The organism is Desulfobacter sp. (assembly GCA_028768545.1).
Classification (GTDB): domain Bacteria; phylum Desulfobacterota; class Desulfobacteria; order Desulfobacterales; family Desulfobacteraceae; genus Desulfobacter.
Window position 1 is genome coordinate 1,116,838 of sequence record CP054838.1, and the last position, 25,396, is coordinate 1,142,233.

Consider the following 25,396-nt stretch of genomic DNA (forward strand, 5'->3'; position numbering starts at 1 on the left):
TTTTAACATAAACAAGGATTGGAAAACACTTGTGGACATATTAGTTTCAAAACTCCAAACGCCTAAAAGATACCATGTCCTTCATCGGCGACGATTAATCAGGATTTTTGAAGATTTCCACCAGTCCAAACTTGGGGTTGTCACCGCCGGTGCAGGGTACGGAAAAACCACCCTTGTCAAGGATGCCCTTGAAAATTTAAACATCAATTGTATCTGGTACCGGCTGGATGATCAGGACACGGATTTCCCGGTATTTATCTCTTATCTTTATTCTGCAATCCAAGATCATGTTTCAGATCCCAATGGATTTAAGATCAACGAGAAGGTTCCAAGACCAAACCTGCAAAAGCAGACAGAGGCATTGCTCAAATGGCTCTGCCTGGTTGAAAAAGTTATACTCAGACCCACCGTGCTGGTTTTGGATGATTATCACCTTGTCCAGGAGAGTGATCAGATCCGGGAGGCCATTGAATTTATTATTGAGCGGTTATCCGATCAGGTTCATATGGTGATTATTGGGCGAAGAAACCTGAACTTGAAGCTGTCCGGCTTAAGGGCCGGAGGTCAGCTTCTGGAAATCAGCGAAACGGATCTGGCGTTTACCGTTGACGAGATCCGGCGGTTTTTTACCCAGACCCAGGGGCTTTCAGATGCACAGATAAAAGATATCCATTCAAATACCGGGGGGTGGGCGGCAAGTCTGGTGCTTTTACGATATGCGTTTTTAAAACACAGGCCTACTGCCGTGGCAAATCATCTGGAATTGTTCAGGCAGACCCCCAATCATATTTTTTCATATTTAAAAGAAAACATTTTTGATGTCCAGCCGGACCATATTAAATCGTTTATGATGAAGGCAGCACTTTTACCGGAGATAGATACCCGGCGCTGTAAAAAGATATTTGATATTGATGATGCAGACCTGATTTTAAGACAGATGATTGAAGATCATTTGATGATATTTCCTGTGGATGAATCCGGCAGGGTGTTTTATTTTCACCATTTGTTCAGGGATTTTTTAATTGCCCAGATTAATCAAACCTATTCCATTTCTGAAATTCAAAAACTGCACTGCAGCATTGCCCGCAAAATACAAGAGGATGATATCTTCATGGCATTGCATCATTTTGTTGAAGGTCATGCATTTGAAGATGCCATACGTATTGTTGACAACTATGATATGGATTTTCTGCTGGAAGGTAAAATAAATTTCCTTGACCGGTGCCTGAAAAAGATCCCTGGGAAAATAATAGAAAAAAATCCCCAGCTCCTCCTGGCCCAGGCAAAGCTTTTTACATATTTTGGCGACCCGGGTCAGGCAACAAAGATGATTGGTTTGGCACTCAAGCAATTTAAAAAACAAAAATCCAAAGAAAACATGGTTAAATGTATTGTTGAACTTGGATCCCAATATTATTTTACCGGATATGTTAAAGAGGCAAAACTGCTCATGGAGCAGATCCTTGACGATGTGGAAAAAACATCAGCAACCTATATCATTGCCATGACCTATCTGACCTTTTTGTCCTCGGTTCTGGGAGAATTTAAAACGGCTGCCCGTTATTATCAAATCGTCCGGGATGAAATCAAAAATTTTCCAGAGTTCGAACAAAAGGCATACTCGGCTTTGATCAACACCTCCTATTCTTATACCCTATATATCAACGGTGAATTTGAGCGGGCGCAAAAATTTAATGAGAAATTATTACACTCTGTTCTTGAGTTGAAACTTGCCCCCTGTTCCCCCCTTGTTTATTATCAGCTCAGCGCCACCTGCTTTTACCTGGGCGATTTTGAAACAGGGGTGGACTATGCCAAAAAAGGCATTGGCTGCTGTGAGGATACATCGCTTTCAGACAGCCGGAAAGGCTGGGTTTATCTTGCCCGGGCCCACAATCACCTGGGCCTGGCTCAGTTTGAAAAGGCGATCAAGTATATTGACAAGAGTTTTGATCTTTTTGAAATGCCCGGCAATCGATGGGGAATGGCAAATGCATGGGAATGCCTTTACCAGGTCTATCTGGGTCAGAAAAAGTTTGAATCTGCAAAACAGATACTCGGCCGGGCCTTTGATATTATCAAGGGCTATGGCCTGGTCTTGACCCAAGGAATCCTTGAAAATGACAAAGCACACCTGTTTATCATGGAAAAAAAATATTCAGACGCACTGGAATGTCTTGAAACGGCCAGACCAAAACTTTTCGGTGCAAGTTACCATCTGTTTAACAACCATATGCTGAGCCTGAGATCTTATTTTGAATCCGGCAATACAACCTTCGCGGCCCACCATTTATCCTGCGCCCTGTCCCTTTGTGAGACCCATTCCTATGATCGGTTTGTCAACCAGGCACAGGACTGGCTGATTCCGTTGGTCCGGCAGGTGTCATCAACCCCGGACTTTTTGAATGAAAAAGATCTGATCTATATCCAAACCATATTAAAGGCGGATATAACAGGTCATGTGAAACCAATGCACATATCCTTGTTGGGCCGGTTTAAATTAATCCTGGGAGACAGGGAACTGCCCCTGTCGGCGTGGAAAAGTTCTAAGGCGCTCATGATTTTAAAATACCTTACCGCCAACAGGAAAAAAGGGTTTATCCCCAGGGAGGTTCTCATTGAGATGCTCTGGCCGGATCAGGATCCCCAAAAAACCGGCAGCCGGTTTAACATGGCCATGAGCAGCCTGCGGAAAACATTGGAACCGGATCTTTCACCCAAGGCGCCGTCTTCATATATTGAACGCAAAAAAGATATGTACCGGCTTTTTAATGAGAGACAAATTAAGATTGATACGGAATTGTTTTTTAATGCAGTGGCCCAGGCAAAAGCGATGGCCGGTGACGCTGATAAAGCCCTTGAGTCATATCTTCTGGCCGAATCATTATACAAGGACGTATTTTTAAATGAAGACCTTTATCAAGAGTGGTGTATTCAACAAAGGGAGTATTTCATTTCTGAGTTGATCCTTGTTCTCAAATCAGTCGTAACCCTGTATGAAGAAAAAAAAGACTATGTTCGCGGTATTTTTTTTGCCAAAAAAATATTAGCGGTTGACCCCTCTGATGAAACCGCATTTAAATATTTGATGATTTTTTATGCGAAAACCGGGAACCTGCCCCGTGTGACCAAGGTTTTTAAGGCATATCTCAAAAACTTAAAACAGATGGATTGCCCTGTGAGTCCTGATATGAAATCTTTGTTTGCCGATTTAGTCAAAATTTAGTCCGGTATATTATATCCGTGTTCAACGCGTTTTAAGTTAAACCAAAAAAAAGGGAAACTCAATATGCTTGAACTGGCGTTAAAGGGAAACAGAACATATTGGATATGGATCGCAGGCTTGCTGACCATGATCGGGATCGGGGCTTTTTTCTATGCAGACCAGCTTAAATACGGATTAATGGTAACCGGTCAAAGCCGGGATGTCTCCTGGGGATTTTATACGGCCCAGATGACCTATTTTGTGGGCGTGGCCGCCGGGGGGGTCATGCTGGTGCTGCCCTATTACCTGCACAATTATAAACAATTTGGAAAAATTACCATCCTGGGAGAATTTTTAGCGGTGGCAGCGCTTGTCATGTGTCTTTTATACCTTCTGGTTCACCTGGGCCAGCCCATGCGGGCCCTGAATGTTTTTTTACATCCAACACCCGGATCCATGCTCTTTTGGGATGGGAATGTCTTGTTTGGCTATCTTGTTTTAAACATGATTATCGGGTGGAATGCCCTTGAAGCCGAAAGAAACGGCATCAGCCCTCAGGCCTGGATTAAGCCCCTGATCTATATTTCCATTCCCATGGCCTTTTCCATACACACGATTACCGCTTTTATCTATTGCGGCCTGCCCGGTCGGGGATTCTGGCTGACGGCGGTGCTGGCCCCGAGGTTTTTGGCCTCTGCATTTGCCGCAGGCCCGGCCCTGCTGATCCTCTTGTGCATGGTCATCAAAAAAATGACCCGGTTTGACCCGGGCAGAGAAGTTGTTCAAACCCTTGCCCTGATTGTTGCCTATGGTCTGATTGCCAATCTTTTTTTCCTGATGTGTGAGGTTTTTGTGGTTTTTTATTCGAAAATCCCCTCCCATATGAGTCACATCAAATACCTGTACCTGGGGCTGGACGGGTATGCTGGCCTTGTGCCCTGGATGTGGGCCTCCATATTTTGCATGGTGCTGGCTGCCGTGCTTTTAATCCTTCCGAAAACAAGAAAAAATAATTATATATTAGGTGTATCCTCTGTCCTTGTTTTTATAGGCACCTGGATAGATAAAGGCCTTGGCATGATTGCCGGCGGCTTTATTCCATCGAGCCTGCATCATATTACAGAATATGTTCCCAGTTTGCATGAAATTGTGATATCAGCAGGAGTGACTGCCATTGGGCTGTTGATTTTAACCATATTGTTTAAAATTGCCATCAGCATAAAGGTGTATAATCAGTCTGGAAAAATCTAACCTTAAAGCGCGGGACCCTTCCCCGGGAATTATCCCGGGCATCCGGTGGTTTGGGGGTGCTTTTTTGCCCGGCAGGTTCAGCATCCCCTTTTCAACCCCAAGCGTGTTTTATTGGACACAAGATGAAATTTTTATCGTTTGTGATTATACTGATACTGGTTTTTGGGTATTCTTCCTCGGCCTTTGCCTTCACCAGCTTTGCCTTATACGGGCCCCAGATTTTTTATGGGATGAATTTTGACTATTTTTCCATTCCCTTAAAATTCTGGATTGAATCCAATTTGGGAATGAACATTTTTCATCTCTCCTTTTTATATGACCAAACCATTGATGACCCCGAATACAAAGGCTATTTTGCCAAAACCTGCGGGATGAACAGCAAAGGGCTTTTTTGTGCGTCCCAGGAGATTGAACCCCATATTGAAGGGCAGAAACACGCCGGCAGATCTGAAGTTCACATTGATGATCAATATGATGCCATCTCAAAATATTTTGGTGTTGACCAGATCAAGCAAACCATCAAAGGGAAAAAATGGATTCAATTTATAGGTCCGTCAATTCATAATCTGTTTGCCGATATTCAAGGAAACGCCATGGTTACGGAAACAGACAACAATGAAAATTTTGTGACCTGGATGGACAATGAATTTATCGTCATGTCCAATTTTTCCAATCATGGTATGGCGGGCAAGTCTTATCAGGAGGCTGTGGGTGCTGGGGCGGACCGGTATATAGCCGCCCATGATTACATTCTGGAAAATATGAACTCATTTTCTGTGGATCAGGGGTTCCGGCTTTTGGAAAAGGTCTCTTTAAATGAGAAAGACTGCTCAACCCAATGTTCTATGATTTTTTTGCCCCAAACCAATCATATTTATATCTGTGTTTATCAGGATTTTAAAACCCTGTGGAAGGTCTCACTGGAGAACAAGACAATTGAAACCCACCAGGGGGGTAACCCGAATTTTCAGGCCCGGCTGGGGAAAACCGGTATTCTAGCATCTGATTTAAAGTCCCTGGCCTAGCCTTTTCCTGTTCTTTGGTTTTGATTTACGGGCCTTGCCCGGGCAGGTTCAGGCCTTGTGAAATATGCGGTCTATTGCCTTATTTTTCCTGCTGCCTCGATCAATTTTGAATAATCAACTGATTTTTTCTTTACCTGTTCCTTTTGGGCGTTGGCCTTTGCAAGATAGCGGATCTGGTGTGAGTCAGAACCACTTGTTTTTATCCATCGGTTATGGAACTCAGCTATAACCAGGGCCGTAAAGACAATAAATACAGCCAGGCTCAGGTGTTTTTTAAATTTCAAAGCCCTTTTCCTTTCCCCTTTTTCCTCCCATCCATTTGCTCAAAAATGTTAAGTAGTCAAAAAAACAATTGACCGGGCATAGCGGGAATGTTCAGAATTCTGTGTCACGGTTTCGGTTCCCGGATCTGCCTCAGCGCCAGCGGAAGTAAAAGTCAGGTCCGAGAATGGGCCTTCAATCAGCCACGTCGGAGGAGTTGACTTTTGCTGGAGTGGAGTTCCTGGAACCATCTTTTCCATCTGTAAATAAATCCCTATCAAATTCCCAGCTCTTTATCCAGCCGGCCTTCAAAGAAAATTGCCAACTGGGAAATTGTCAGTGACCAATTTTGAATCGGCATTGTCCATTTTTTACTGGCGTTCTGGATCCCCATGTAAAGCAGCTTTAACAGGCTGTCCTGGTTCGGGAATGATCCCTTTGTTTTGGTCAGTTTGCGGTTACCCCCGATTTTAGGACCACTTGCTTAAGTGGAATCCGCGTCCTGAAAATGGTAAGAAAGGACGCATGAAAATGACACGTAAAAGAAGACAATTTTCGGCAAAATTTAAAGTCAAAGTGGCGGTCGAAGCCATCAAGGGAATGAAGACCTTAGCTGAGCTATCAACGGCCTATAAGGTTCATCCAAATCAAATATCGGCTTGGAAGAAACAACTGCTCACCAATGCCCTAGAGCTTTTCCCATCAGGGAAAAAACGGCGGCCAAAGACCGAGGAAGAAATCACTGCCCCACTTTACGAGGAGATCGGGCGACTGAAAATGGACATCAAGTGGCTTGAAAAAAAGTTATGAGCCTGCCGGTTTCAACGCGTCGGAGTTGGGTGAAACCTGACTCCGTCTATTCGATCCGACGCCAATGTCGACTGGCAGGCGCACCTCGTTCGGGTTTCTACTATAAACCCGTCCCTGAAACAAATGAAAACCTTCTGCTGATGCGTATGATCGACGAGCAATATATGAGGCATCCGGAATTCGGTTATCCGCGCATGACGAACTGGCTCCGTGATCAGGGACACTGTACCAACCGAAAGCGGGTAGCTCGTCTGATGCAGCGTATGGGAATTCAGGCCATCACGCCAGGACCACACACAAGCAAGCCTGCTCCTGAACATAAAGTATATCCATATCTGCTTCGTAATGTTGAGATTGAACGCGTTAACCAGGTTTGGAGCACCGACATCACCTACATTCCGATGCGGCATGGGTTCATGTACCTGAATGCTGTAATCGACTGGTATAGCCGCTATGTTATTTCGTGGGAGCTGTCGAACTCATTGGACAGTCTTTTCTGCATTGCAGCGCTGGAACGGGCCTTGGAACAAGACACCCCGGAGATCTTTAACACAGACCAAGGTTCACAATTCACCTCGGATGCCTTCACGGGTGTGTTGTTAGACAAAAAAATCGCTCTGAGCATGGATGGGCGCGGACGAGCTATCGACAATGTAGGTTCATCAGAAAATCGCGTACCTGGACTGAGAAACATCACTGGGAAGGCAATAACACAGTAAGGATTTTTATGCTTGAAATGATGGTGTGAACATGATCATGTTCTAATTTTTTTGTGTTATTCGCACAAAATCGGAGAATGAATTAATGTCCACAAGCTTCATATACCATGCCTTTGGCCTTCGTGACTACTTTTATAAAACAACGCGTTTCATCGGTGGAATAATCACTTTTGAACTCATACCAAAACCGGAGGCGGTAAAATGCCCGGAATGTAATTCCAGGTCCGTCACCAGGAAAGGGATTGTGACAAGAGATCTCAGAACAATACCGGTAGGTTCAAAACCCGTGATTCTCAGGACGGCTATCCAGAGAATTTGGTGTCCGTTCTGTCAATTTGTCCGGCAAATCAAACTATCCTTTGCCCAGGAGGGGAAAAGCTATACCCGGGCTTTTGAACGGTATGTCTTGGAGTTGTCTCAGTTCATGACAATCAAAGATATTGCCATCCATTTAAGGATCAGCTGGGATACGATAAAGCAGATCCAGAAAGAAGACCTGCTGAGGCGTTATCGAAATATCCCCCTTGAGAAAGTCCGGCAGATTGCCATAGATGAAATTTCCATAGGGAAAGGGCATAAATACTTGACCATCGTGATGGATCTGGAATCCGGTAGAATTCTGCACGTGGGAGAAGGAAAAGGTGGTGAAGCTTTGAAATCTTTTTGGACAAAAGTGAAAATATCGAAAGCAAAAATCAAAGCCGTCAGCATCGATATGTCCCCGGCATACTTGAGTGCTGTTATTGAAAATCTTTCTGGTTCAGCAATTGTCTTTGACAGATTTCATGTTGTTAAATTGTTCAATGAGAAACTGTCGGATTTCAGGCGAAAGCTCTACAACCTTCTTGCCAATACCGGGCAACAAAAACTTCTGAAGGGAGTCCGGTGGCTTTTGTTAAAAAATCCCGAAAACCTCAGTGATGACAAGAAGGAGGCCCAACGGTTAGAAGAAGCATTGAAAATAAATCAGCCGCTATTGGCAGTCTACTACATGAAAGAGGAACTCAGGCAAATATGGAATCAAAAGAAAAAAGAAACAGCTGAAAAGATAGTCAGCAATTGGATCAATCTGGCCAATATTTCCAAAATTCCAATGTTGATGAAATTTGCCAAGACCTTGGCTGTGCACAGGCAAAGAATCCTTTCATACTATGATTACAGGATATCTACAGGTCCTTTAGAAGGGACAAATAACAAGATAAAAACCATGAAACGGAAAGCTTATGAATACAGGGATTCGGAGTTTTTCAGGTTGAAACTTTTGGACCTTCACAATAAAAGGTACGCATTAATCGGATGAACCACAATGTATTCATCGAACGTCTTTGGTGGACACTCAAGTATGAGGACGTCTACCCTAAAGCTTACAGCGATGGGCACTCGCTGTACAGAGGGCTGGATGCCTATTTCTGCTACTATAACTGCGAGCGGAAGCATTCTGCACTGGACAAACAAACCCCAGCTGAGGTATTCATCAAAGGGACAGTCACAAAAGGAGGTCATAAGAAATTATGATCAAATATGCCTCCGGCGGCCCTACTGGGTATATGTTCCGCGCTAAGGCGCGAGGATTTAACGCATTAAGGACAGAAACATGGGAAAGAGAGCAGCATAAAAAACGAGCGGCTCGTAGGTCGCCTATATTACTAAACAAGAGAGCGCAGTTTCCACTTAAGAAATCTCGTTTCGTGGTTTAAGATTGGGGGTAGGCGCAGTTTTCGAAACTGTCGATGCACAGCCTCAATGGTATTTGTGGTGTATATTATCCGTCGAATCTCTTCTGGATATTTAAAGAAATGACTGAGGCGTTCCCAGTTGTTCCGCCAGGATTTTATCACAATCGGGTATTTGTCATTCCATTTATTTTCCAAGATATCCAGTTCTTCTTCGGCCAGATCCTTATTGACCGCTTTATAAACACGTTTTAGATCTGCCATAAATTCCTTTTTATTTTTGGAACCAACGTATTTCAATGAATTTCGGATCTGGTGGACTACGCAGAGTTGAACTTCTGTGTCCGGGAATATGGTCTCAATGGCCTCGGGAAAACCTTTTAGACCATCAACACAGGCAATCAGGATATCTTTTACCCCTCGGTTTGAAAGGTCTGTTAACACCTGCAGCCAGAAGTTCGCACCCTCATTCTCGGATATGTACAGCCCAAGAACCTCTTTGCGGCCCTCGATATTCACCCCAAGAATTGTGTAAACGGCTTTGCTGCCGACCTTTCCGTTTTCTCGTACTTTATAATGTATGGCATCAAGCCATACGATTGGGTACACATTTTCCAACGGCCTGGCCTGCCATTCTTTGACGGTATGGATGATTTTATCGGTAATGGTGCTCAGAGTGGCATTTGAAATCTCAAGTCCATAGATTTCCTGTAAATGGGAAGCCATATCATTATAACTCATGCCCAGGCCGTAAAGGGCTATTATCTTTCTTTCAATTTCATCGCTGAGCGTTGTCTGATGTTTTTTGACGATCTGTGGAGAGAAGGTTCCGGCCCTGTCACGCGGGGTTTCCAGCTCAAATTTACCATCCAGGGATTTAATGGTCTTTTTGCTTTTTCCATTACGGCGGTTGGCAGAAACTTCCTGCCCGAGATGGGACTCCAACTCTCCTTCAAGAGCAGCTTCAGCAAGATTTTTGATTAATAATGTAAGGACGCCGCCCTTACCTGTGAAGGGTTTACCTTCCTGGATGCCTTTAAGGGCTTTTTGAAAATCAAATTCGGTGTTTTCTTCGGTCATGTCAGTTCTCCTTATTTAGCTGAGTATATCAGCTTTCATTCAACTGACACAGAATTTTGAACGCCCTCGATAAATGCAACCGTGTCGCCGCCCCAGAATCCGGAAACAAGGATATCGGGGTTGTCATTGATGATCGAGGTAATGTAGGAGGTATAATCCGGCGCATAAATTTTGGGCCAGTATTCACCCACCACCTTAAAATCAACCCCGTACCGTTCAAGGTTATATTTGATTTCGTCAAACTGGCTGTGCCCGTATGCATAGTCTGGTCCGATAAAGGCAATGGTTTTCCAGGGTTTGCTTTTTTTCAGTTCTTTAAGATAGAGGGCGCCTGCTGCCATGGATTGAAAGGTATTGTTGGACACACGGAAATAGTAGGGTTGAAAATTATCAACAGTCAGACGTGTGGACGCGTGATCCGTACCGATAAAAATTTTTTTATACTGCTTGGAGACTTCTGTGACGGCCAGGCCGACACCGGAGCTGACCACCCCATGAAGAAAATGAACCTTATCTTCAGAAATGTAACGCTTTGCAACCCTTACCGCATAGGCGGCCTTGACCTTGCTGTCATTAAATGTCGCATCAATCTTGTATCCTGCAACTCCGCCTTTTGCATTGATCTCATCAATTACGATTTCAGCAGCTGCGACCGAATCTTTTCCATAGAGCCCCGCCCTGCCAGTCATGGGATACAACCCGCCGATCTTGATCAACTTGTCGGCCGCATTCACCTGTAGGGGAACAACCACAAATGCGAAAAATGCCACCAATAAACACAATAACCGTTGTCTTGTCTGCATTACATTTTTCTCCTATTTCTATTGGTTTTTAAATAGGACATCACACAAGATAATGCCCCAGCTCATCTTCTTGTTTCAATAGTCATAAATCGGAGTTCGTTTGCACGGCTTATAAAAATGCAATGACTGTGCCAGATAGTTGTTATCCCCATAACCGGCTGGAATTATAAGGAAGAATCTATTTAACGCGTTGTGCGAAAAGGCGAGGTATTGCAAAAATGCAATAACCATCAATGATGATAAGCGGCCAAATCCCTTATAAGCGGTCTTTGGATGTTAAATTACAAGGCATTGCAAAAATGCAAGTTACTGCATTTTTGCAATACTTTCTTTAATTCCGTATTTGGTCATCTTCCGCCACAGGGTTGTGGGGTGGAGATTTAACTTTTTTGAAGCTTTGGCAAGAGAACGGCATTCTAACAGGGTCTCCTTGATGATGCAGGCTTCAACTTCCGCCACCATTTCCTTGAGCGATCCTTTAACCAAGGGAATGGAAGGAGATGCTTTTTTTCCTTGGATTGACTCCGGGAGATCGTCAATCATAATTTGATCGCCGTCGCTCATGATGATCATACGCTCCACAATGTTGATCAGCTCCCTGACGTTGCCCGGAAAATCATACTTGCTCAATAAATCCAGAGTCTCATGCCTGAATCTTTTTTTAAACTTTTTCTGCTTGTTGAATTTTTCAAGGACATTTATGGTCAAAGGCGGAATATCTTCTTTTCTTTCCCTTAACGCCGGGATGGAGATGGGAACGACATTAAGCAGGTAGTATAGGTCCTCCCTGAAAAGGCCCTCCCGGATCATGTCCTTGAGATTTCTGTTTGTGGCCGCTATAATATTGACATCAATCCGGGTGGAATGCTGGGACCCTATTTGGGTAAATGTTTTGTTTTCCAAAACCTCAAGCAGTTTGACCTGCATGTCCATTTTGAGTTCCCCGATTTCATCTAAAAAGACCGTGCCCTGGTGGGCAATTTCAATAAGACCGGCCTTGCCTGTGTGCAATGCACCCGTGAATGCGCCTTTTTCATACCCGAACAATTCGCTTTCCATGAGTAAATTAGGAATGGCGCCGCAGTTAATTTTGATGAACGGCCCTTCTTTTCTGGGACTCATTTTATGAATAATTCCAGCCAGCATGCTTTTGCCCACGCCGGATTCCCCCAGCAGGAGAATTGATGTTTCCGCCCGTGCCACTTTTATGGCCTTTTTAACCACCTGGACCATGACCTGACTTTTAATGACCATTTTATCCAGTGCCTGTCACAATGACCTGCTTTCCCCCTAGAACCTTCTGCATGATGGTAATGGGCGCTTTTTTTTTGAGCACCTTAAGGGAGGCCGAGTAATCAAACACTTTCTCTTCCACCAGGCTGTTCATATTCCGTCCGATAAGGTCTTTTTTCTTAAGCCCTGTCATTTTTTCATAGGCAGAGTTCACCCGGATGGTGTTGGCCTGACCGTCTGTGATGTAAAGGCCGTCAAAAGAAGATTCAAATACGGCTTCTATCTCCTTGTAAAGCCGATTGTAGCCTTTAAGGTCTGAAATGATCGACTCATACTCTGAAATGTCCTGGAAAACCAGGAGTGCACCCATTATTCTTCCATCCTTTTGAATGGGCCAGAGTTGAGGCAGTCCCTCCTTAAGCGTATTCACGGTCATACCGTTTTTGCCGGAGGGAAAATGTTTAGTTGCCTGGGCTGTCATACCTATAAGCTATACATGATCCAAGCCAAATCATAAATACAAAAGTTGCCAGGGTAATCTTTCTTCATCTTCCTTGTTTTTTTAAATTATTGTTAGCGCTTCATCCATAACTGAGGATCAGGGCTTGTCTACCTGTTTGACAATTTTTCGATACCCGGCTATATTTGGGTATATCTTCCTCAAAATAAGTTCACAAGAGTTTGCAGATCAAGACAAATTACGATTTTTGTAACCCCTAACCGCTATTTTAAGGAGAGTGTCCATAATAAATGTCAAATGCCTGGTATTGCTCGTTTTATTGAGCATTTCACCGGTATGGATACTACCGGCCGGGGCAGAGACATGGAAACTGACCAGCCTCGACTGGCAACCCTATGCAGGAACGGAAATGGCAAACCAGGGAAACAGCATTCAAAAACTGCGTATACTCCTGGAAAAACAGGGAATAACCCTTGTCGTAGAGTATTATCTCTGGAAACGGGCCCAATTTCTTGCCAGAAAGCCAGAGTATGTCGGATATTTTCCGGCATGGCCCGAAGAGGTGGCAGAAGACTTTGTTGCGTCCCCACCCATTGACTGGTCCGTACTGGGATATATCAAGGAAAAACACAGCCGTGTTGAATTTAATACCGTTCAAGAATTATTCAAAAACTATACCGTGGGGATCGTCTTCACCTATGTATATCCACAAGCGGTTCAGAAGGCAATGACGGCGTATCCCGAACATACTGACAAAAGCCCGGATGAAGTCTCGTTGCTGAGAAAATTATCCCTTGGCCGTTTCCAGGTCGCCCTTACCGATCCCAAGGTTATGATGTATCTTGCAGAAAAAGAAAAAATCTCCAACATAGAGCCCATGACAAAACGCCTGGAAAAAAAGCCATTGGTCATCGCCTTCCGAAAGGGGGCTGACAACCAGAAACGAATTACTCTTCTTGAAAGCGTATTAAAATAAACAAAAAATCAAACCGGATCATAACCGGTATCGCTTAAACCATGATATTTTTTCATCCCAGCCCTTGAAATTTTGTCATCATGCAATAAAGTTGCATATAGGTAAAAAACAATTCCCTTCAACTCAACTTGAACCAGAAAAGGATCAGACATGGGCAAAATATGTTTACGGCTAATCATTTTCTTATCCATGACCATGGCAGCCGGGTCTGTTGCTGCAGCAGACCCTCTGCCCGTTTTTGTCAGCATTCTTCCCCAAAAATATATGGTCGAACAAATCGGCAAAGACCGTGTGGCTGTGAAGGTTATGGTCAGCCCCGGGGCAAGCCCTGCCACCTATGAACCCAAGCCTGTGCAGATGGCCCAACTGGCAAAAACCAAAATATATTTTTCCATTGGGGTGGCCTTTGAAAGGGCCTGGCTTGAAAAAATCGCCAAGACCAATCCCGCCATGACCATCGTTCACACCGATGAGGGCATAGACAAAATCCCCATGGCAGAGCATGGTCACGGAGAAGAGGACCATCTTCATGACAAGGCCCATTCCCATGAAGATAATTTTCACCAAGAAGACGGTCTTGATCCCCATATCTGGCTGTCTCCCAAACGGGTTATGGTTCAGGCCGGACATATCCTGAAAGGACTTGTTCAGGCAGATCCGGGCAGCAAAAAAATTTACACCCAAAACTATACTGAATTTTTAAAGCAAACCGCTGATCTTGACCAGGCCCTATCCAGCCTGCTTTTGGAAAACAAGGGCATGGGGTTTATGGTGTTCCATCCGGCATGGGGATATTTTGCCCATGACTACGGCCTTAAGATGATCCCCATTGAGATTGAAGGCAAGGATCCAAAACCCGGACAATTAAAGGACCTGATCCAGGCGGCCAGAAAAAAAGGTATCCAAATCATTTTTGTCCAGCCCCAGTTTTCAGCGAAGAGCGCCACCCTGGTGGCCAGGGAAATCCAGGGCCAGGTGGTGGCAGCAGACCCCCTGGCCTATGACTGGCACCAGAATATGAAAAACATGGCTGAAAAATTCAAGGAGGCCCTCAAATAGTCCAGATTCTTGAAAAAGCCATTGTTGAAATCAAGGGGGTTGATTTTTCATATAACGGTCAGACCGCCCTTTCCGATGTGGATCTTTGCATCCGGCACAAGGATTTCATGGCGGTTATCGGCCCCAACGGCGGGGGGAAATCCACCCTGCTCAAGCTGATCCTGGGACTGCTGACCCCGGACAGGGGAAGCATTCAAGTGATGGGAGGAAAGCCAAAGGATTTTTCATCTGCCATTGGATATGTCCCCCAGAACGTCCACATCAATGAAAATTTTCCCATTACCGCCCTGGATGTGGTGCTCATGGGCACCCTGGATCCCAAACATAAAAAAAAAAACAAAGGCCCTCACCAGGAAAAAAAAGAGGCCATGGAGACCCTGGACCGCCTTCATATGGCAGAGAATGCCCAGAAAAAAATCGGACAATTGTCCGGGGGCCAGCGCCAGCGGGTATTTATTGCAAGGTCTTTGATGACCCGTCCCCGTCCCCGTCTGCTTTTGCTGGACGAACCCACAGCCAGCATCGATACCAAAGGCCAGGCCGATTTTTATGAACTTCTGGAAAAACTCAACCAGGAGGTGGCCATCCTTGTGGTCAGCCATGATCTTTTTATCGTGTCCAACTACGTTAAATCCGTGGCCTGTGTAAACCAGCGGCTTCACTACCATCCCCACGAGGAAATCACGGGCCAGATGCTCGAGACCATGTATGCCTGCTCTGTGGAAGATGTCTGCAGGGTCCAGGTTCTGGCACACGGCATGCCTAAAACCCATAAATTCGGAGACCATGGCCGTGGACATTCTTAATTTTGAATTCATGCAAAACGCCATTGCCGCAGGATTGCTGACCAGCATCATCTGCGGCATCATGGGCACCCTGGTGGTGGTCAACCGGATTGTATTTCTGTCCGGCGGCATTGCCCATGCCGCATACGGGGGCATTGGCATGGCCTTTTACTTTAAATGGCCGGTGATGATTTCCACCATGGGCTTTTCCCTGGCCGCCTCCATGCTCATGGCCGGCATCACCCTCAAGGCAAGGCACAGGGCAGACACCATCATCGGGGTGATCTGGGCTCTGGGCATGGCCCTGGGCATTATCCTGATGGACCTCACCCCGGGATACAATGTGGACTTGATGAGTTATCTATTCGGCAGCATCCTGACCGTGCCCAGATCCGATCTTTTGATCATGCTGGTCATGGGCGCGGGAATTGCCGCTGTTGTGGCCCTGTTTTACAAGGATCTTCTGGCGGTCTCCTATGATGAGGAATTTGCACAGGTCCGGGGCATCCCGGTAAAACGGATTTATTTTTGCCTCATTGCCATGCTCGGACTCACCATTGTCATGGTCATCCAGGTGGTCGGGCTGATCATGGTCATTGCCCTGCTGACCATCCCCCCCTTTATGGTGGAAAAATATGCCAGATCCCTGGGCCAGATGATGATCTTTTCCAGCCTTTTGGGCATGGGGTTCACCCTGTGCGGACTTTGGCTCTCCTATGCATTCAATTTGACCTCTGGAGCCTCCATCATCCTGGTGGCAGGACTTTGTTTTCTGGTCTCCCTGGTGGTTGACAAACTCTGGGCCACGGCAAAAAAATCATCCAGAACAAAAACAAGGTAGGCCTTATGTGCATTCATTGTGATTATGAAAAGCTCATAAAAAAAGCCGAACTTGACCCCACCCCCAATCGAATCCGCGTCCTTGAAGTCATTGGGAACAATAGGTTTCCCTTGTCAGCATCAGAGATCCACAAGACCCTGGACCGGCAGGCCCCGGTAAACCGGGTCACCATCTACCGGATCCTGGATCTTTTGATGGGAAAAAAGATTGTTGACCGGATCGCCACCGGCGGCCGGGCCGCCTATTACGGCCTTGCCCCCAATGAACACCACCCGGCCCATCCCCATTTTTACTGCACAATCTGCGGCCGGATGGACTGCCTGAGCCCGGATGACCTGAACGTGGAGTACCATGCATTAAAAAGCAAATTTCCAGGAAGAATCGACAAGCTTGAAATGCGGCTGGACGGGATCTGCAACAATTGTCTGAACAAACCGTCATAGAAAAACTTGATTCTTTTTGATCCTCCGCTGGCCCTTATTTCCTTGACACCCAACATATAATTTAATACAAAAATTTTATTCTTCTGCCTGAAGGCAGAAAAAAACAAGTTAGAGATATCATAACAGCAAGGCCACGAAGGCCAGATCTTTTTTATTTAAAATAAAGAGTCTGGCCTTTTTTTATTTTTACACCAAAGGAAATCCTATGACTTATGAATCATTCAACTGGCCCGAAATGAAACTTGAGCCTGTGGGCATTGTCAAAAACCCCATTAAAACACCGAGTCTGTCCGCCGAAAAAAACAATCTTGAGCTTAAAACCCCTATGGATCAAATCAAAAAAGCCCAGAGAAAAATTGAAGAGACCCAGAGTGAAATCCATATTTTTGAAAAATGGGAACCCCTGCTCAAAGGGATAGACAGCTTTTCCCATGTCCTGATCCTGTACTGGCCTCACCTCATTGACCCTGAAAAAAGAAGGCTGCAGCAGGTTCATCCCATGGGAAGAAAAGACCTCCCCATCCAGGGCATCTTTGCCACCTGCAGCCCGGCCCGGCCCAACCCGGTTCTGGTCTCGGCAGTACCATTGGTAAGGACTGAAAAAAATAAACTCATTGTCAAAGGCTTTGAAGCGGTTGACCAAAGCCCGGTCATTGATATCAAGCCCTATCAAATCCATTATATGAAAAAAGAAAATCTCAAATTCCCGGAATGGATGGAACAGATAAACAGGGAACTGGACCATTAATTTACCCCAACGGCCGACTAATAAACAGATCTATCGCAAATCCCCTGGATTGATATTCAGTTTCCGCATTTTATGGCGAAGGGTGGAGGGATGAACACTCAACAGGCTGGCCGCGCCACCCGGGCCGTGAACCTGGCCCCGGCATTGTGTCAAAGCCGCCAGAATGATTTCTTTCACGGTCTGGTCCAGGGATTTTATCCTCTGGGGCCGGGCCTCCGGCTGTTTTGCCGGTAATTCGGCCGGACCTGAAGCCCGGGGGGATAAATTGGCCAGGGCCGCCTGGATCCGCTGATCAATCAAAGATTCCATATATCCCCGGGATTGTTCTTCGGTCAGATACCATCCGTCATCCTTGGGCAAAAAAACCTCGGGAGAAATGATGCCGTCAGTTGCCAGAATAATGGAGCGTTTGATCAGATTTTCCAGCTCCCGGACATTACCGGGCCAGGAATACTGCCGCAACCGGGCCATGGAATCGGTGTGGAGCACCGGCAGGGGGGAAATGTTCAACTGGATACAGGCTTTTTTGATAAACCCATGGACCAGGCTGGGCAGGTCTTCAAGCCGTTGCCGCAGCGGGGGCAGTTGAATGGGAAAGACATACAGCCGATAGTATAGGTCCTCTCTGAAACTGCCCTTTTGAAGCATGGCCCCGAGATCCTTGTTGGTGGCGGCGATAATCCGTGTGTCCACCGGAATGGAGGTCTTGCCTCCCAGGCGCTCCACTGTACCGTTCTGAAGGGTCCGCAAAAACCGAACCTGGGCTGGAAGGGGAAGTTCACCGACTTCATCAAGGAAAAGGGTGCCGCCGTCTGCCTGTTCAAACCGCCCGGGATGGCTCTGGTCTGCACCGGTAAAGACCCCTTTTTCATAGCCGAACAATTCACTGTCAATCAGGTTTTCAGGAATGGCACCGCAATTGACCTTGACAAAGGGCTGATTGTCCCGGGGAGACACCTTTTGAATCATGCCAGCAATCAATTCTTTTCCAGTCCCTGTTTCCCCCAGAATCAGCACCGGAGTATCCCGGCCTTCCAGCTGCCGGACCATTTCCATCACCCCATGAAGTCCGCCTGAGGTTCCGATAAGGGGAGAATCCTGGATCAGACGCAGCTCTTTTTCCAGATGATTTTTCTCTTCATTCAACTCCTGTTGAAAGGCCAGGGTCCGCCTGAATTTTAACATGTTTGACATGGCCAGGGTAAAGGGAGGGAGGACCAGTTTCATCTTTTCCATATGGTCACGGGTAAAACATCCCCTGTGACTCCCGATAAAGCATAGATGGCCCACGCTGGTTTGCCCGGCCTGCATGTGGCCCACAAGATAGGAACAGGGCTTATAGGGCAGAAGGTGGGAAATGGCCTTTCTGTGCGCATCAGACGTGCTGTGGGTCACAAGGTCGCTTAAAACCACCTGGTCCTTGCACTGTTCAAAATTTTCCATGCTGATAACATTTTCCCGGGGCAGGGCCAGGGTCTCTTCCACATAGCTGAATCGGTCCCGGGTGACCAGAAAAAGCAACTTTAAAATCGATAAATCACTGGAAAACTGTTGCAGGGAAACGCCTTCAATGGGAAAGTGTTCTTTGAGAAAGTCAAATACCGACACCATGGATTTTTCCAGGTCCAGGCTGCCGGTAATCAGGGAAACCGTCTCCCTGAAAAAAGAAAATTTCTGATCTGGTGTCATGATCCCCCAAAGCGGTTTAAGGTCAATTGCGACAATTAATACAACCATATTTGACAAAAATCAAGCCAAACTGTCGCATTAGACAATTAGCCCTTAAAAAATAATTTAGCCTGAAACCCTTGGCAATCAAGGGAGAACAAAGGAATACCGGCAATGGCATAGAATTTGTTTAAGAGTTCTGACAGCACTTTAACGGACCTGTTAAACAAGGTTGCCGGCGTTGCCCGGCGTTGGAGAAACCAATGCAGAAGACAAAACAAGATCCGACCCAGTCCGGACAATGGATCAAAGACAAAATCATTGAATTCAAAAACAAGGGGCAGTTTGCCGCCATGATCCAATGGCTGGACAAGCGGCTGGCAGACCCTGAACTCGATGACCGGTCACTCCAGGCAAAGTTATACAATGAGCTGGGGCTGGCCCACCTGGCCCAGGACCGCCCGGAAAAAGTCAGAACCTGTTATGAAAAGGCATTGGCACTGGTGCCGGATCATGTGAATGCCCTGTACAACCTGGCCAATCTCGACCTTGGGTCAGGCTTTTACACCGCTGCCCTGGACCGGTTTTCTAAAGTTTTGGACCTGGCACCGGATCATGCCGGCGCCCTTTACAATTCAGCACTTTGCCATGCCCTTGAAGGCCGGATCCGCGTTGCTCTGCCCCTGTTTGTCCGGGTGACCCAGATCAATCCCCTTTATATGAGCGCCTTTTACTGGGCAGGGGAATGCCAATTGAACCTGAAAAATTATGATTCAGCCCTTGGTTGCTTTGAACGTTCGGCAGAGCTGGATCCGGATCATCCCGAATCCGCAAGAGGACTGGCCATCTGCCAGCTTAAGACAGGGGCGCCCGGTGCAGCCCTGAAGACCTGCCAGGACCTGCTCAACAAAACCGGTCCTGACCCCACCGTCTTAAAGGTGATGGGGGATGCCCTTCTGGCCCAGGGCCAGGCAGAAGCGGCCGCCCTCTGCCACCTGGATATGGTGTTCCTTGACCTGGACGCCAAAGCCTTTCTGGTATCCAGGGCCAAGGCATTGTTTGAAAAAAATCCTAAGACGGCAAAACAATATACCCAGAGGATCATTGATGATCTACCGGAACTTGCATCAGCAATGGCCCCTATTGTTACTGATGAAATTAAACCTGAAACACCGGTTTTACCGGCGTAAATAAAACAAGGAGTTGACAATGCATGATTCAGAAAATCCCATGAAAATCATTCAAGATCCGGCCAATAGGATCGATGCAGCCGGCCATATTGAAGGAGAAACCGTTCCGGATGCCCGGGCAGCCCAACCGGACACCACAGAATCCTCAAACGGCATTTCCAGGAGAAACATACTCAAACTGGGCGGCCTGGGTGCTGCTTTGGCCTCCCTGGGCGGCGCAGGCGCTACCGGCTTTGCCGTTGGCCGGTCCGATGATGCCTATACCGGGTATGGAAGGACCTACCAGGGTGGGGACATGTTCTTTAACCGCAAACCCTTCAGGGTCAAAACAGCAAAAATGATGACCCCGGTGGCCAAGGTCACCCGGCCGGACTGGACAGATTTTTTATTTGACCGGAAACGTGCCATTATGGGGCTGATCAAGAGCGGAGAGTGGAACCCGGGCATGGGGCTTGAAAAAATGCCCGGCAAAATCGGGGATCATTACCGGAAAAAGCCCAAACACCATTATGAGACCATGATGGACTCTCTGGAAAAGGCTGTCACCCGGGTGGAGGAATGGAAAAACGGAAAATACAAACGCTATGCCGTGGCAGATGCTTACAACTCAGCCTTCAGATCCGCAGGCATGTATAACCGTCACGGCAGTGCCGTACCCGAATGCCCGGCAGACATCTTTCGTCAGACCGGCAAACCCCAGCCCCCCGAGGAATGGGATTTTCGAAATGTAAAGCGCAAGCCTCCCATGGAATTCAAATCAAAGGCCCATGCCTCAAAATTAATCAAGCGCATGGCCCATATGTTTGGCGCATCCCTTGTGGGAATAACGGATTTTGACCCCAGCTTCATGTTTACCAACAAGATGAGGGGCATGCCCGACGGCGGCAAAGCATGGGGAAACAAGGTCCCCTCCCATTGGAAAAGCGTTATTGTTTTCGGGGTTCCCATGTACTGGGACGCCTGCTATTCGGCCATTGGATACTCCACTTCCTTTGACGCATATTTCAGGTCAAAATGTGCCGCAGGTCTTCTGGAACGGTTTATCCAGGAATTGGGATACCCTGCCCGTGCCATGTTCCCGGGCACCCATTACGAGATCATGATGTCCCCCTATGTGCTCAAATCCGGGCTTGGAGAATACAGCCGGGCCGGCACGGTCATGGTTCCTGAACTTGGATTAAACTTCAGGCCGGCAGCGGTTGTCACCGATATCGAGTTTGAATATGACTCACCCATCAGCGTTAACATGGCTGAGTTCTGCAAAAAGTGCAAAACCTGTGCTGATGCCTGCCCGTCAGGGGCCATCCCCAAGGATGACGAACCCCAGACCGTGGTCCGGGGATTCAAGCGATGGCTGCTGGACGAGGAAAAATGTTATAATCAATGGGTTTCAGGACCCAACAGCGACGGGTTCGGGTGCCGGGTCTGTATCGGGGTCTGCCCCTTTTCCAGGAAAAACACCTGGATCCATACCCTGTCCCGTGAAATGGAACCCAGGGATCCCACAGGGCTTGTGTCATCGGGTCTTCTTGCCATGCAGCATAATTTCTTCAAATATCCTGATGCCCAGGAGTTTAAATCAGACTGGGACGGCGGAAAAGAGGCCAACTATCACAACCCGCCCTGGTGGATGCGCAGCGAAAACTTTTTTGAGCTGGAAAAAAACTGGGAATATCAAGGCATGGAATAAGGATTGTTTTCAAAGTTAATCCCTTAAAGGAGAAAAAAATGTTTCCCAATTCTACAATACTCAACTACCTGTTCTGGATGCTCATGGGCATGCTTCAGATCCCTGTTTTCATGGGCATGCGGCAATGGGCCCTGGACAAGAAAAAAACCGTAAAATGGTGGCAGCTTGTTCTCATGTACGGCTGCTTTGCCTCTTTATGCCTGGTACTGGCCGGAGGAATGACCCTGGCAGGTGAATATGAGACCCGGGCAGGGTTCTATTTCATCGGCTTTTTAGGCGTGGCCCATGTGGTTGCCGGAACCGTCATGGCCAGGCTGTTTGTATACACAAAACCCAGGTGAGCCGGAAAACAAGATGAACCATTCGGTAAAAAAAATATCAGCCCTTGCCACGATTCTGATCCTGGTACTGGCCTGGCTCGGCGGAGAACGCCGGGCCAGGGGGGCTGTTGAAGATCAGATTCATGCCATGATCCCGGGTCTTACCTTCCTTGAAAAAAAAGATGACAGGCTCTACCAGGGCCGATGGCCCAAAGCCTCAAGCCCTCCAGTCACCATTGCTATTGAATCCTGTCCCGGCTATGCCGGGCCCTTGACGGTGGCCCTGGCCGTGGGACCGGAAAACAAGGTCAACCGGGTGGCAATTTTGCACAGTACAGATACCCCGACCTTTTTGGATAAAATCGTGGATAAAGGCCTATTAAAGGCATTTATCCATCAACCCATAAATCCTGTGCCCCAGGTGGACGGCATCTCGGGGGCCACCCTGTCATCCGTGGCGGTGATTCAGGGGCTGACACAAGCAGGGCAGCGCATCCATGGCCTGGCATCAGGGGAAAAAATAATCCCGGCCTCCATCCCGGTCAACCGCAACGAGTGGATCAAGCTTTTGGGGATCGCGGCACTTTTTTCCGCAGCCCTGGGCCTGGGCCTGATCAAAGCCTTTAAAACCCGTAAAAAGGCCAGAACCCTTTTAAGCATTGTCTCCCTTGTGCTTGTGGGGGTGATCTGGGGCTGCCAGTTTTCCCTGCCTTCCCTTGCCCTGGCCCTGTCAGGCGTATGGGTTCAGGGACTGGCCTCCTGGGCCCCGCTGCTCTGCATGGTCCTGGCGCTTATGGTTTTTTGGAGAACCCAAAAAAATATCTATTGTGCCTTTTTCTGCCCCTTTGGCATGGTTCAGGACGGTCTTGGCAAAATCACAGGCTGCCCTCCGCCAAAACGGTTTTCCTGGATGACTTGGACAGCAAGGAGTCTGGCTCTTTTTGCCCTTGCCTCGGCCCTTTATTTTAAGGACTCGTCCATGGCATTGTACGAACCCTTTGGAATGGTGTTTAACTTTATCGGTTCCCCTTTTATCTTCGGGTTGACCATTGCCATTCTTCTGACCTCCCTGATTTTCAGACGTCCCTGGTGCAGGCTGCTATGCCGAGGGCGTTCAAAATTCTGTGTCAGTTGAATGAAAGCTGATATACTCAGCTAAATAAGGAGAACTGACATGACCGAAGAAAACACCGAATTTGATTTTCAAAAAGCCCTTAAAGGCATCCAGGAAGGTAAACCCTTCACAGGTAAGGGCGGCGTCCTTACATCATTAATCAAAAATCTTGCTGAAGCTGCTCTTGAAGGAGAGTTGGAGTCCCATCTCGGGCAGGAAGTTTCTGCCAACCGCCGTAATGGAAAAAGCAAAAAGACCATTAAATCCCTGGATGGTAAATTTGAGCTGGAAACCCCGCGTGACAGGGCCGGAACCTTCTCTCCACAGATCGTCAAAAAACATCAGACAACGCTCAGCGATGAAATTGAAAGAAAGATAATAGCCCTTTACGGCCTGGGCATGAGTTATAATGATATGGCTTCCCATTTACAGGAAATCTATGGACTTGAGATTTCAAATGCCACTCTGAGCACCATTACCGATAAAATCATCCATACCGTCAAAGAATGGCAGGCCAGGCCGTTGGAAAATGTGTACCCAATCGTATGGCTTGATGCCATACATTATAAAGTACGAGAAAACGGAAAGGTCCGCAGCAAGGCCGTTTACACAATTCTTGGGGTGAATATCGAGGGCCGCAAAGAGGTTCTTGGGCTGTACATATCCGAGAATGAGGGTGCGAACTTCTGGCTGCAGGTGTTAACAGACCTTTCAAACCGAGGGGTAAAAGATATCCTGATTGCCTGTGTTGATGGTCTAAAAGGTTTTCCCGAGGCCATTGAGACCATATTCCCGGACACAGAAGTTCAACTCTGCGTAGTCCACCAGATCCGAAATTCATTGAAATACGTTGGTTCCAAAAATAAAAAGGAATTTATGACAGATCTAAAACGTGTTTATAAAGCGGTCAATAAGGATCTGGCCGAAGAAGAACTGGATATCTTGGAAAATAAATGGAATGACAAATACCCGATTGTGATAAAATCCTGGCGGAACAACTGGGAACGCCTCAGTCATTTCTTTAAATATCCAGAAGAGATTCGACGGATAATATACACCACAAATACCATTGAGGCTGTGCATCGACAGTTTCGAAAACTGACCAAAACAAAGGGATCATTCCCGAACCAGGACAGCCTGTTAAAGCTGCTTTACATGGGGATCCAGAACGCCAGTAAAAAATGGACAATGCCGATTCAAAATTGGTCACTGACAATTTCCCAGTTGGCAATTTTCTTTGAAGGCCGGCTGGATAAAGAGCTGGGAATTTGATAGGGATTTATTTACAGATGGAAAAGATGGTTCCAGGAACTCCACTCCAGCAAAAGTCAACTCCTCCGACGTGGCTGATTGAAGGCCCATTCTCGGACCTGACTTTTACTTCCGCTGGCGCTGAGGCAGATCCGGGAACCGAAACCGTGACACAGAATTCTGAACATTCCCCATTTATCAAACAGGCTCAGGCTTTTGGTCTGTTTAAAAAAATGCTTTACTTTCATCCGGATGCAGGCGGCAACTATGAGCTCATGAGCGCCATGGGAAATGAACTGCCCCTGGGCCTGATTCTTTCTGCCCGTCATCATAACAACTGGCCTGATACTGAAGCGAATAAGAATTTTGTCGCAACTTTTAAAAAAAGGACCGGACGTTTTCCGACCTATGCAGCTGAAGGCGCCTATGCAGGCATTTACGCCATTGCTGCCGCAGTCGAGAAAGTCGGCAACCCCGATGATACAGAAGCCCTGGTCAAAGCCCTTGAAGGCTTAAAAATCAAACTGCCGGAAGATCCTGAAGGATTCACCTCTTATATCTATCCGGCCACCCACCAGATGGTTCAGGCCCAGGCCATCGGTACCACCATTGAAAATAAAGATTTCCCTCCTGCCACACGAATGCTTGGAAACTGGAAGATTTACAAAGCTGAGGATCTGATTCCGCCTGCTGAATACATTGACATGAAAAGAAAATAATCAATCATTGATCACCTGTGCAGGGATTTTGAATCCCTGCACATTTTCAAAAGGGAAAGAATAAATGGATTC

At 46.8% G+C, this 25,396-nt stretch carries 25 protein-coding genes and 1 pseudogene; 19 read left to right on the forward strand and 7 right to left on the reverse strand.

The window, feature by feature from the left end; genetic code table 11:
* The first annotated feature begins 7 nt into the window (after positions 1–7).
* The 3 genes from HUN05_05355 (at position 8) to HUN05_05365 (ending at position 5,481) form a co-directional block, all read left to right on the forward strand.
* Positions 8–3,226: a transcriptional regulator gene (locus HUN05_05355; protein WDP87937.1), complete on the forward strand. Its 3,219-nt coding sequence runs from the start codon at positions 8–10 to the stop codon at positions 3,224–3,226.
* Between the two features lie 63 nt (positions 3,227–3,289).
* A complete protein-coding gene (gene nrfD / locus HUN05_05360; GenBank protein ID WDP84643.1) occupies positions 3,290–4,456 on the forward strand; it encodes a polysulfide reductase NrfD in 1,167 nt (388 codons plus the stop codon).
* A gap of 122 nt (positions 4,457–4,578) precedes the next feature.
* Complete coding sequence (locus tag HUN05_05365; GenBank protein WDP84644.1) at positions 4,579–5,481, forward strand: hypothetical protein; 903 nt, start codon at positions 4,579–4,581, stop codon at positions 5,479–5,481.
* Positions 5,482–5,552: 71 nt separating this feature from the next.
* Here HUN05_05365 and HUN05_05370 read toward each other — a convergent pair whose 3' ends face one another.
* Together HUN05_05370 and HUN05_05375 are read right to left on the reverse strand one after the other, a co-directional pair.
* On the reverse strand, positions 5,553–5,765 hold the full coding sequence (locus HUN05_05370) for a hypothetical protein (GenBank protein WDP84645.1): 213 nt from the start codon (positions 5,763–5,765) through the stop codon (positions 5,553–5,555).
* Positions 5,766–6,019: 254 nt separating this feature from the next.
* A pseudogene (locus HUN05_05375) lies at positions 6,020–6,199 on the reverse strand (transposase).
* Between the two features lie 74 nt (positions 6,200–6,273).
* Between HUN05_05375 and HUN05_05380 the strand changes: the two are divergent.
* The 4 genes from HUN05_05380 to HUN05_05395 all read left to right on the forward strand — a co-directional run bounded on the left by HUN05_05380 (position 6,274) and on the right by HUN05_05395 (position 8,786).
* A complete protein-coding gene (locus HUN05_05380) occupies positions 6,274–6,552 on the forward strand; it encodes a transposase (GenBank protein WDP84646.1) in 279 nt (92 codons plus the stop codon).
* A 29-nt stretch (positions 6,553–6,581) separates the two neighbouring features.
* Complete coding sequence (locus HUN05_05385; GenBank protein WDP84647.1) at positions 6,582–7,271, forward strand: IS3 family transposase; 690 nt, start codon at positions 6,582–6,584, stop codon at positions 7,269–7,271.
* Positions 7,272–7,356: 85 nt separating this feature from the next.
* Entirely contained in the window at positions 7,357–8,571 is a 1,215-nt protein-coding gene (locus tag HUN05_05390; GenBank protein WDP84648.1) for an ISL3 family transposase, read from the forward strand.
* On the forward strand, positions 8,568–8,786 hold the full coding sequence (locus HUN05_05395; GenBank protein ID WDP84649.1) for a transposase: 219 nt from the start codon (positions 8,568–8,570) through the stop codon (positions 8,784–8,786). Before HUN05_05390 ends, HUN05_05395 begins: the two co-directional genes overlap by 4 nt.
* A gap of 131 nt (positions 8,787–8,917) precedes the next feature.
* Here the strand turns inward: HUN05_05395 and HUN05_05400 are convergent, their stop codons facing one another.
* From HUN05_05400 to HUN05_05415, 4 genes are all read right to left on the reverse strand, one after another.
* Complete coding sequence (locus HUN05_05400) at positions 8,918–10,024, reverse strand: IS256 family transposase (protein ID WDP84650.1); 1,107 nt, start codon at positions 10,022–10,024, stop codon at positions 8,918–8,920.
* 35 nt (positions 10,025–10,059) lie between these two features.
* Positions 10,060–10,827, reverse strand: coding sequence for an ABC transporter substrate-binding protein (locus HUN05_05405; protein WDP84651.1), 768 nt, complete (start codon positions 10,825–10,827; stop codon positions 10,060–10,062).
* 306 nt (positions 10,828–11,133) lie between these two features.
* Positions 11,134–12,081, reverse strand: coding sequence for a sigma 54-interacting transcriptional regulator (locus tag HUN05_05410; GenBank protein ID WDP84652.1), 948 nt, complete (start codon positions 12,079–12,081; stop codon positions 11,134–11,136).
* 1 nt (position 12,082) lies between these two features.
* Positions 12,083–12,430, reverse strand: a complete 348-nt coding sequence (locus HUN05_05415) for a PAS domain S-box protein (protein WDP84653.1) — start codon at positions 12,428–12,430, stop codon at positions 12,083–12,085.
* A 367-nt stretch (positions 12,431–12,797) separates the two neighbouring features.
* Between HUN05_05415 and HUN05_05420 the strand changes: the two genes are divergently transcribed.
* From HUN05_05420 to tsaA, 6 genes are all read left to right on the forward strand, one after another.
* On the forward strand, positions 12,798–13,496 hold the full coding sequence (locus HUN05_05420) for a hypothetical protein (GenBank protein ID WDP84654.1): 699 nt from the start codon (positions 12,798–12,800) through the stop codon (positions 13,494–13,496).
* 195 nt (positions 13,497–13,691) lie between these two features.
* Complete coding sequence (locus HUN05_05425) at positions 13,692–14,555, forward strand: zinc ABC transporter substrate-binding protein (GenBank protein WDP87938.1); 864 nt, start codon at positions 13,692–13,694, stop codon at positions 14,553–14,555.
* Between the two features lie 5 nt (positions 14,556–14,560).
* Complete coding sequence (locus HUN05_05430) at positions 14,561–15,361, forward strand: ABC transporter ATP-binding protein (GenBank protein WDP87939.1); 801 nt, start codon at positions 14,561–14,563, stop codon at positions 15,359–15,361.
* Complete coding sequence (locus tag HUN05_05435; GenBank protein WDP84655.1) at positions 15,342–16,181, forward strand: metal ABC transporter permease; 840 nt, start codon at positions 15,342–15,344, stop codon at positions 16,179–16,181. Before HUN05_05430 ends, HUN05_05435 begins: the two co-directional genes overlap by 20 nt.
* A 5-nt stretch (positions 16,182–16,186) precedes the next feature.
* A complete protein-coding gene (locus HUN05_05440; protein ID WDP84656.1) occupies positions 16,187–16,624 on the forward strand; it encodes a transcriptional repressor in 438 nt (145 codons plus the stop codon).
* Positions 16,625–16,829: 205 nt separating this feature from the next.
* Positions 16,830–17,372 carry a tRNA (N6-threonylcarbamoyladenosine(37)-N6)-methyltransferase TrmO gene (tsaA, locus tag HUN05_05445; protein ID WDP84657.1) on the forward strand — a complete coding sequence of 181 codons (543 nt, stop codon included), beginning with the start codon at positions 16,830–16,832 and terminating at the stop codon, positions 17,370–17,372.
* Positions 17,373–17,402: 30 nt separating this feature from the next.
* On the opposite strand, the gene HUN05_05450 is transcribed toward tsaA, so the two are convergent.
* Positions 17,403–19,061: a sigma-54-dependent Fis family transcriptional regulator gene (locus tag HUN05_05450; protein WDP84658.1), complete on the reverse strand. Its 1,659-nt coding sequence runs from the start codon at positions 19,059–19,061 to the stop codon at positions 17,403–17,405.
* 242 nt (positions 19,062–19,303) lie between these two features.
* Between HUN05_05450 and HUN05_05455 the strand changes: the two genes are divergently transcribed.
* The 6 genes from HUN05_05455 to HUN05_05480 are packed head-to-tail and all read left to right on the forward strand — an operon-like array spanning position 19,304 to position 25,324.
* A complete protein-coding gene (locus tag HUN05_05455; protein ID WDP84659.1) occupies positions 19,304–20,230 on the forward strand; it encodes a tetratricopeptide repeat protein in 927 nt (308 codons plus the stop codon).
* 40 nt (positions 20,231–20,270) lie between these two features.
* Complete coding sequence (locus HUN05_05460) at positions 20,271–21,920, forward strand: 4Fe-4S dicluster domain-containing protein (protein WDP87940.1); 1,650 nt, start codon at positions 20,271–20,273, stop codon at positions 21,918–21,920.
* Positions 21,921–21,958: 38 nt separating this feature from the next.
* The gene (locus HUN05_05465; GenBank protein WDP84660.1) at positions 21,959–22,261 is read left to right on the forward strand and encodes a hypothetical protein; all 303 of its coding nucleotides are present in this window, start codon (positions 21,959–21,961) and stop codon (positions 22,259–22,261) included.
* Between the two features lie 13 nt (positions 22,262–22,274).
* Positions 22,275–23,375 (forward strand): FMN-binding protein, encoded by a 1,101-nt coding sequence (locus HUN05_05470; protein WDP84661.1) that lies wholly within the window; start codon positions 22,275–22,277, stop codon positions 23,373–23,375.
* 39 nt (positions 23,376–23,414) lie between these two features.
* Complete coding sequence (locus HUN05_05475) at positions 23,415–24,626, forward strand: IS256 family transposase (GenBank protein ID WDP84662.1); 1,212 nt, start codon at positions 23,415–23,417, stop codon at positions 24,624–24,626.
* Between the two features lie 17 nt (positions 24,627–24,643).
* Complete coding sequence (locus HUN05_05480; protein WDP84663.1) at positions 24,644–25,324, forward strand: ABC transporter substrate-binding protein; 681 nt, start codon at positions 24,644–24,646, stop codon at positions 25,322–25,324.
* The last annotated feature ends 72 nt before the right edge of the window (positions 25,325–25,396 follow it).

Coding starts and splice junctions, on each gene's coding strand:
- nrfD (WDP84643.1), top strand. CDS start 3,290: ATGCTTGAACTGGCGTTAAAGGGAAACAGAACATATTGGATATGGATC.
- HUN05_05365 (WDP84644.1), top strand. CDS start 4,579: ATGAAATTTTTATCGTTTGTGATTATACTGATACTGGTTTTTGGGTAT.
- HUN05_05380 (WDP84646.1), top strand. CDS start 6,274: ATGACACGTAAAAGAAGACAATTTTCGGCAAAATTTAAAGTCAAAGTG.
- HUN05_05390 (WDP84648.1), top strand. CDS start 7,357: ATGTCCACAAGCTTCATATACCATGCCTTTGGCCTTCGTGACTACTTT.
- HUN05_05395 (WDP84649.1), top strand. CDS start 8,568: ATGAACCACAATGTATTCATCGAACGTCTTTGGTGGACACTCAAGTAT.
- HUN05_05400 (WDP84650.1), bottom strand. CDS start 10,024: ATGACCGAAGAAAACACCGAATTTGATTTTCAAAAAGCCCTTAAAGGC.
- HUN05_05405 (WDP84651.1), bottom strand. CDS start 10,827: ATGCAGACAAGACAACGGTTATTGTGTTTATTGGTGGCATTTTTCGCA.
- HUN05_05410 (WDP84652.1), bottom strand. CDS start 12,081: ATGGTCATTAAAAGTCAGGTCATGGTCCAGGTGGTTAAAAAGGCCATA.
- HUN05_05415 (WDP84653.1), bottom strand. CDS start 12,430: ATGGGTGCACTCCTGGTTTTCCAGGACATTTCAGAGTATGAGTCGATC.
- HUN05_05425 (WDP87938.1), top strand. CDS start 13,692: ATGGCAGCCGGGTCTGTTGCTGCAGCAGACCCTCTGCCCGTTTTTGTC.
- HUN05_05435 (WDP84655.1), top strand. CDS start 15,342: ATGGCCGTGGACATTCTTAATTTTGAATTCATGCAAAACGCCATTGCC.
- HUN05_05440 (WDP84656.1), top strand. CDS start 16,187: ATGTGCATTCATTGTGATTATGAAAAGCTCATAAAAAAAGCCGAACTT.
- tsaA (WDP84657.1), top strand. CDS start 16,830: ATGACTTATGAATCATTCAACTGGCCCGAAATGAAACTTGAGCCTGTG.
- HUN05_05450 (WDP84658.1), bottom strand. CDS start 19,061: ATGACACCAGATCAGAAATTTTCTTTTTTCAGGGAGACGGTTTCCCTG.
- HUN05_05455 (WDP84659.1), top strand. CDS start 19,304: ATGCAGAAGACAAAACAAGATCCGACCCAGTCCGGACAATGGATCAAA.
- HUN05_05460 (WDP87940.1), top strand. CDS start 20,271: ATGAAAATCATTCAAGATCCGGCCAATAGGATCGATGCAGCCGGCCAT.
- HUN05_05465 (WDP84660.1), top strand. CDS start 21,959: ATGTTTCCCAATTCTACAATACTCAACTACCTGTTCTGGATGCTCATG.
- HUN05_05470 (WDP84661.1), top strand. CDS start 22,275: ATGAACCATTCGGTAAAAAAAATATCAGCCCTTGCCACGATTCTGATC.
- HUN05_05475 (WDP84662.1), top strand. CDS start 23,415: ATGACCGAAGAAAACACCGAATTTGATTTTCAAAAAGCCCTTAAAGGC.
- HUN05_05480 (WDP84663.1), top strand. CDS start 24,644: ATGGAAAAGATGGTTCCAGGAACTCCACTCCAGCAAAAGTCAACTCCT.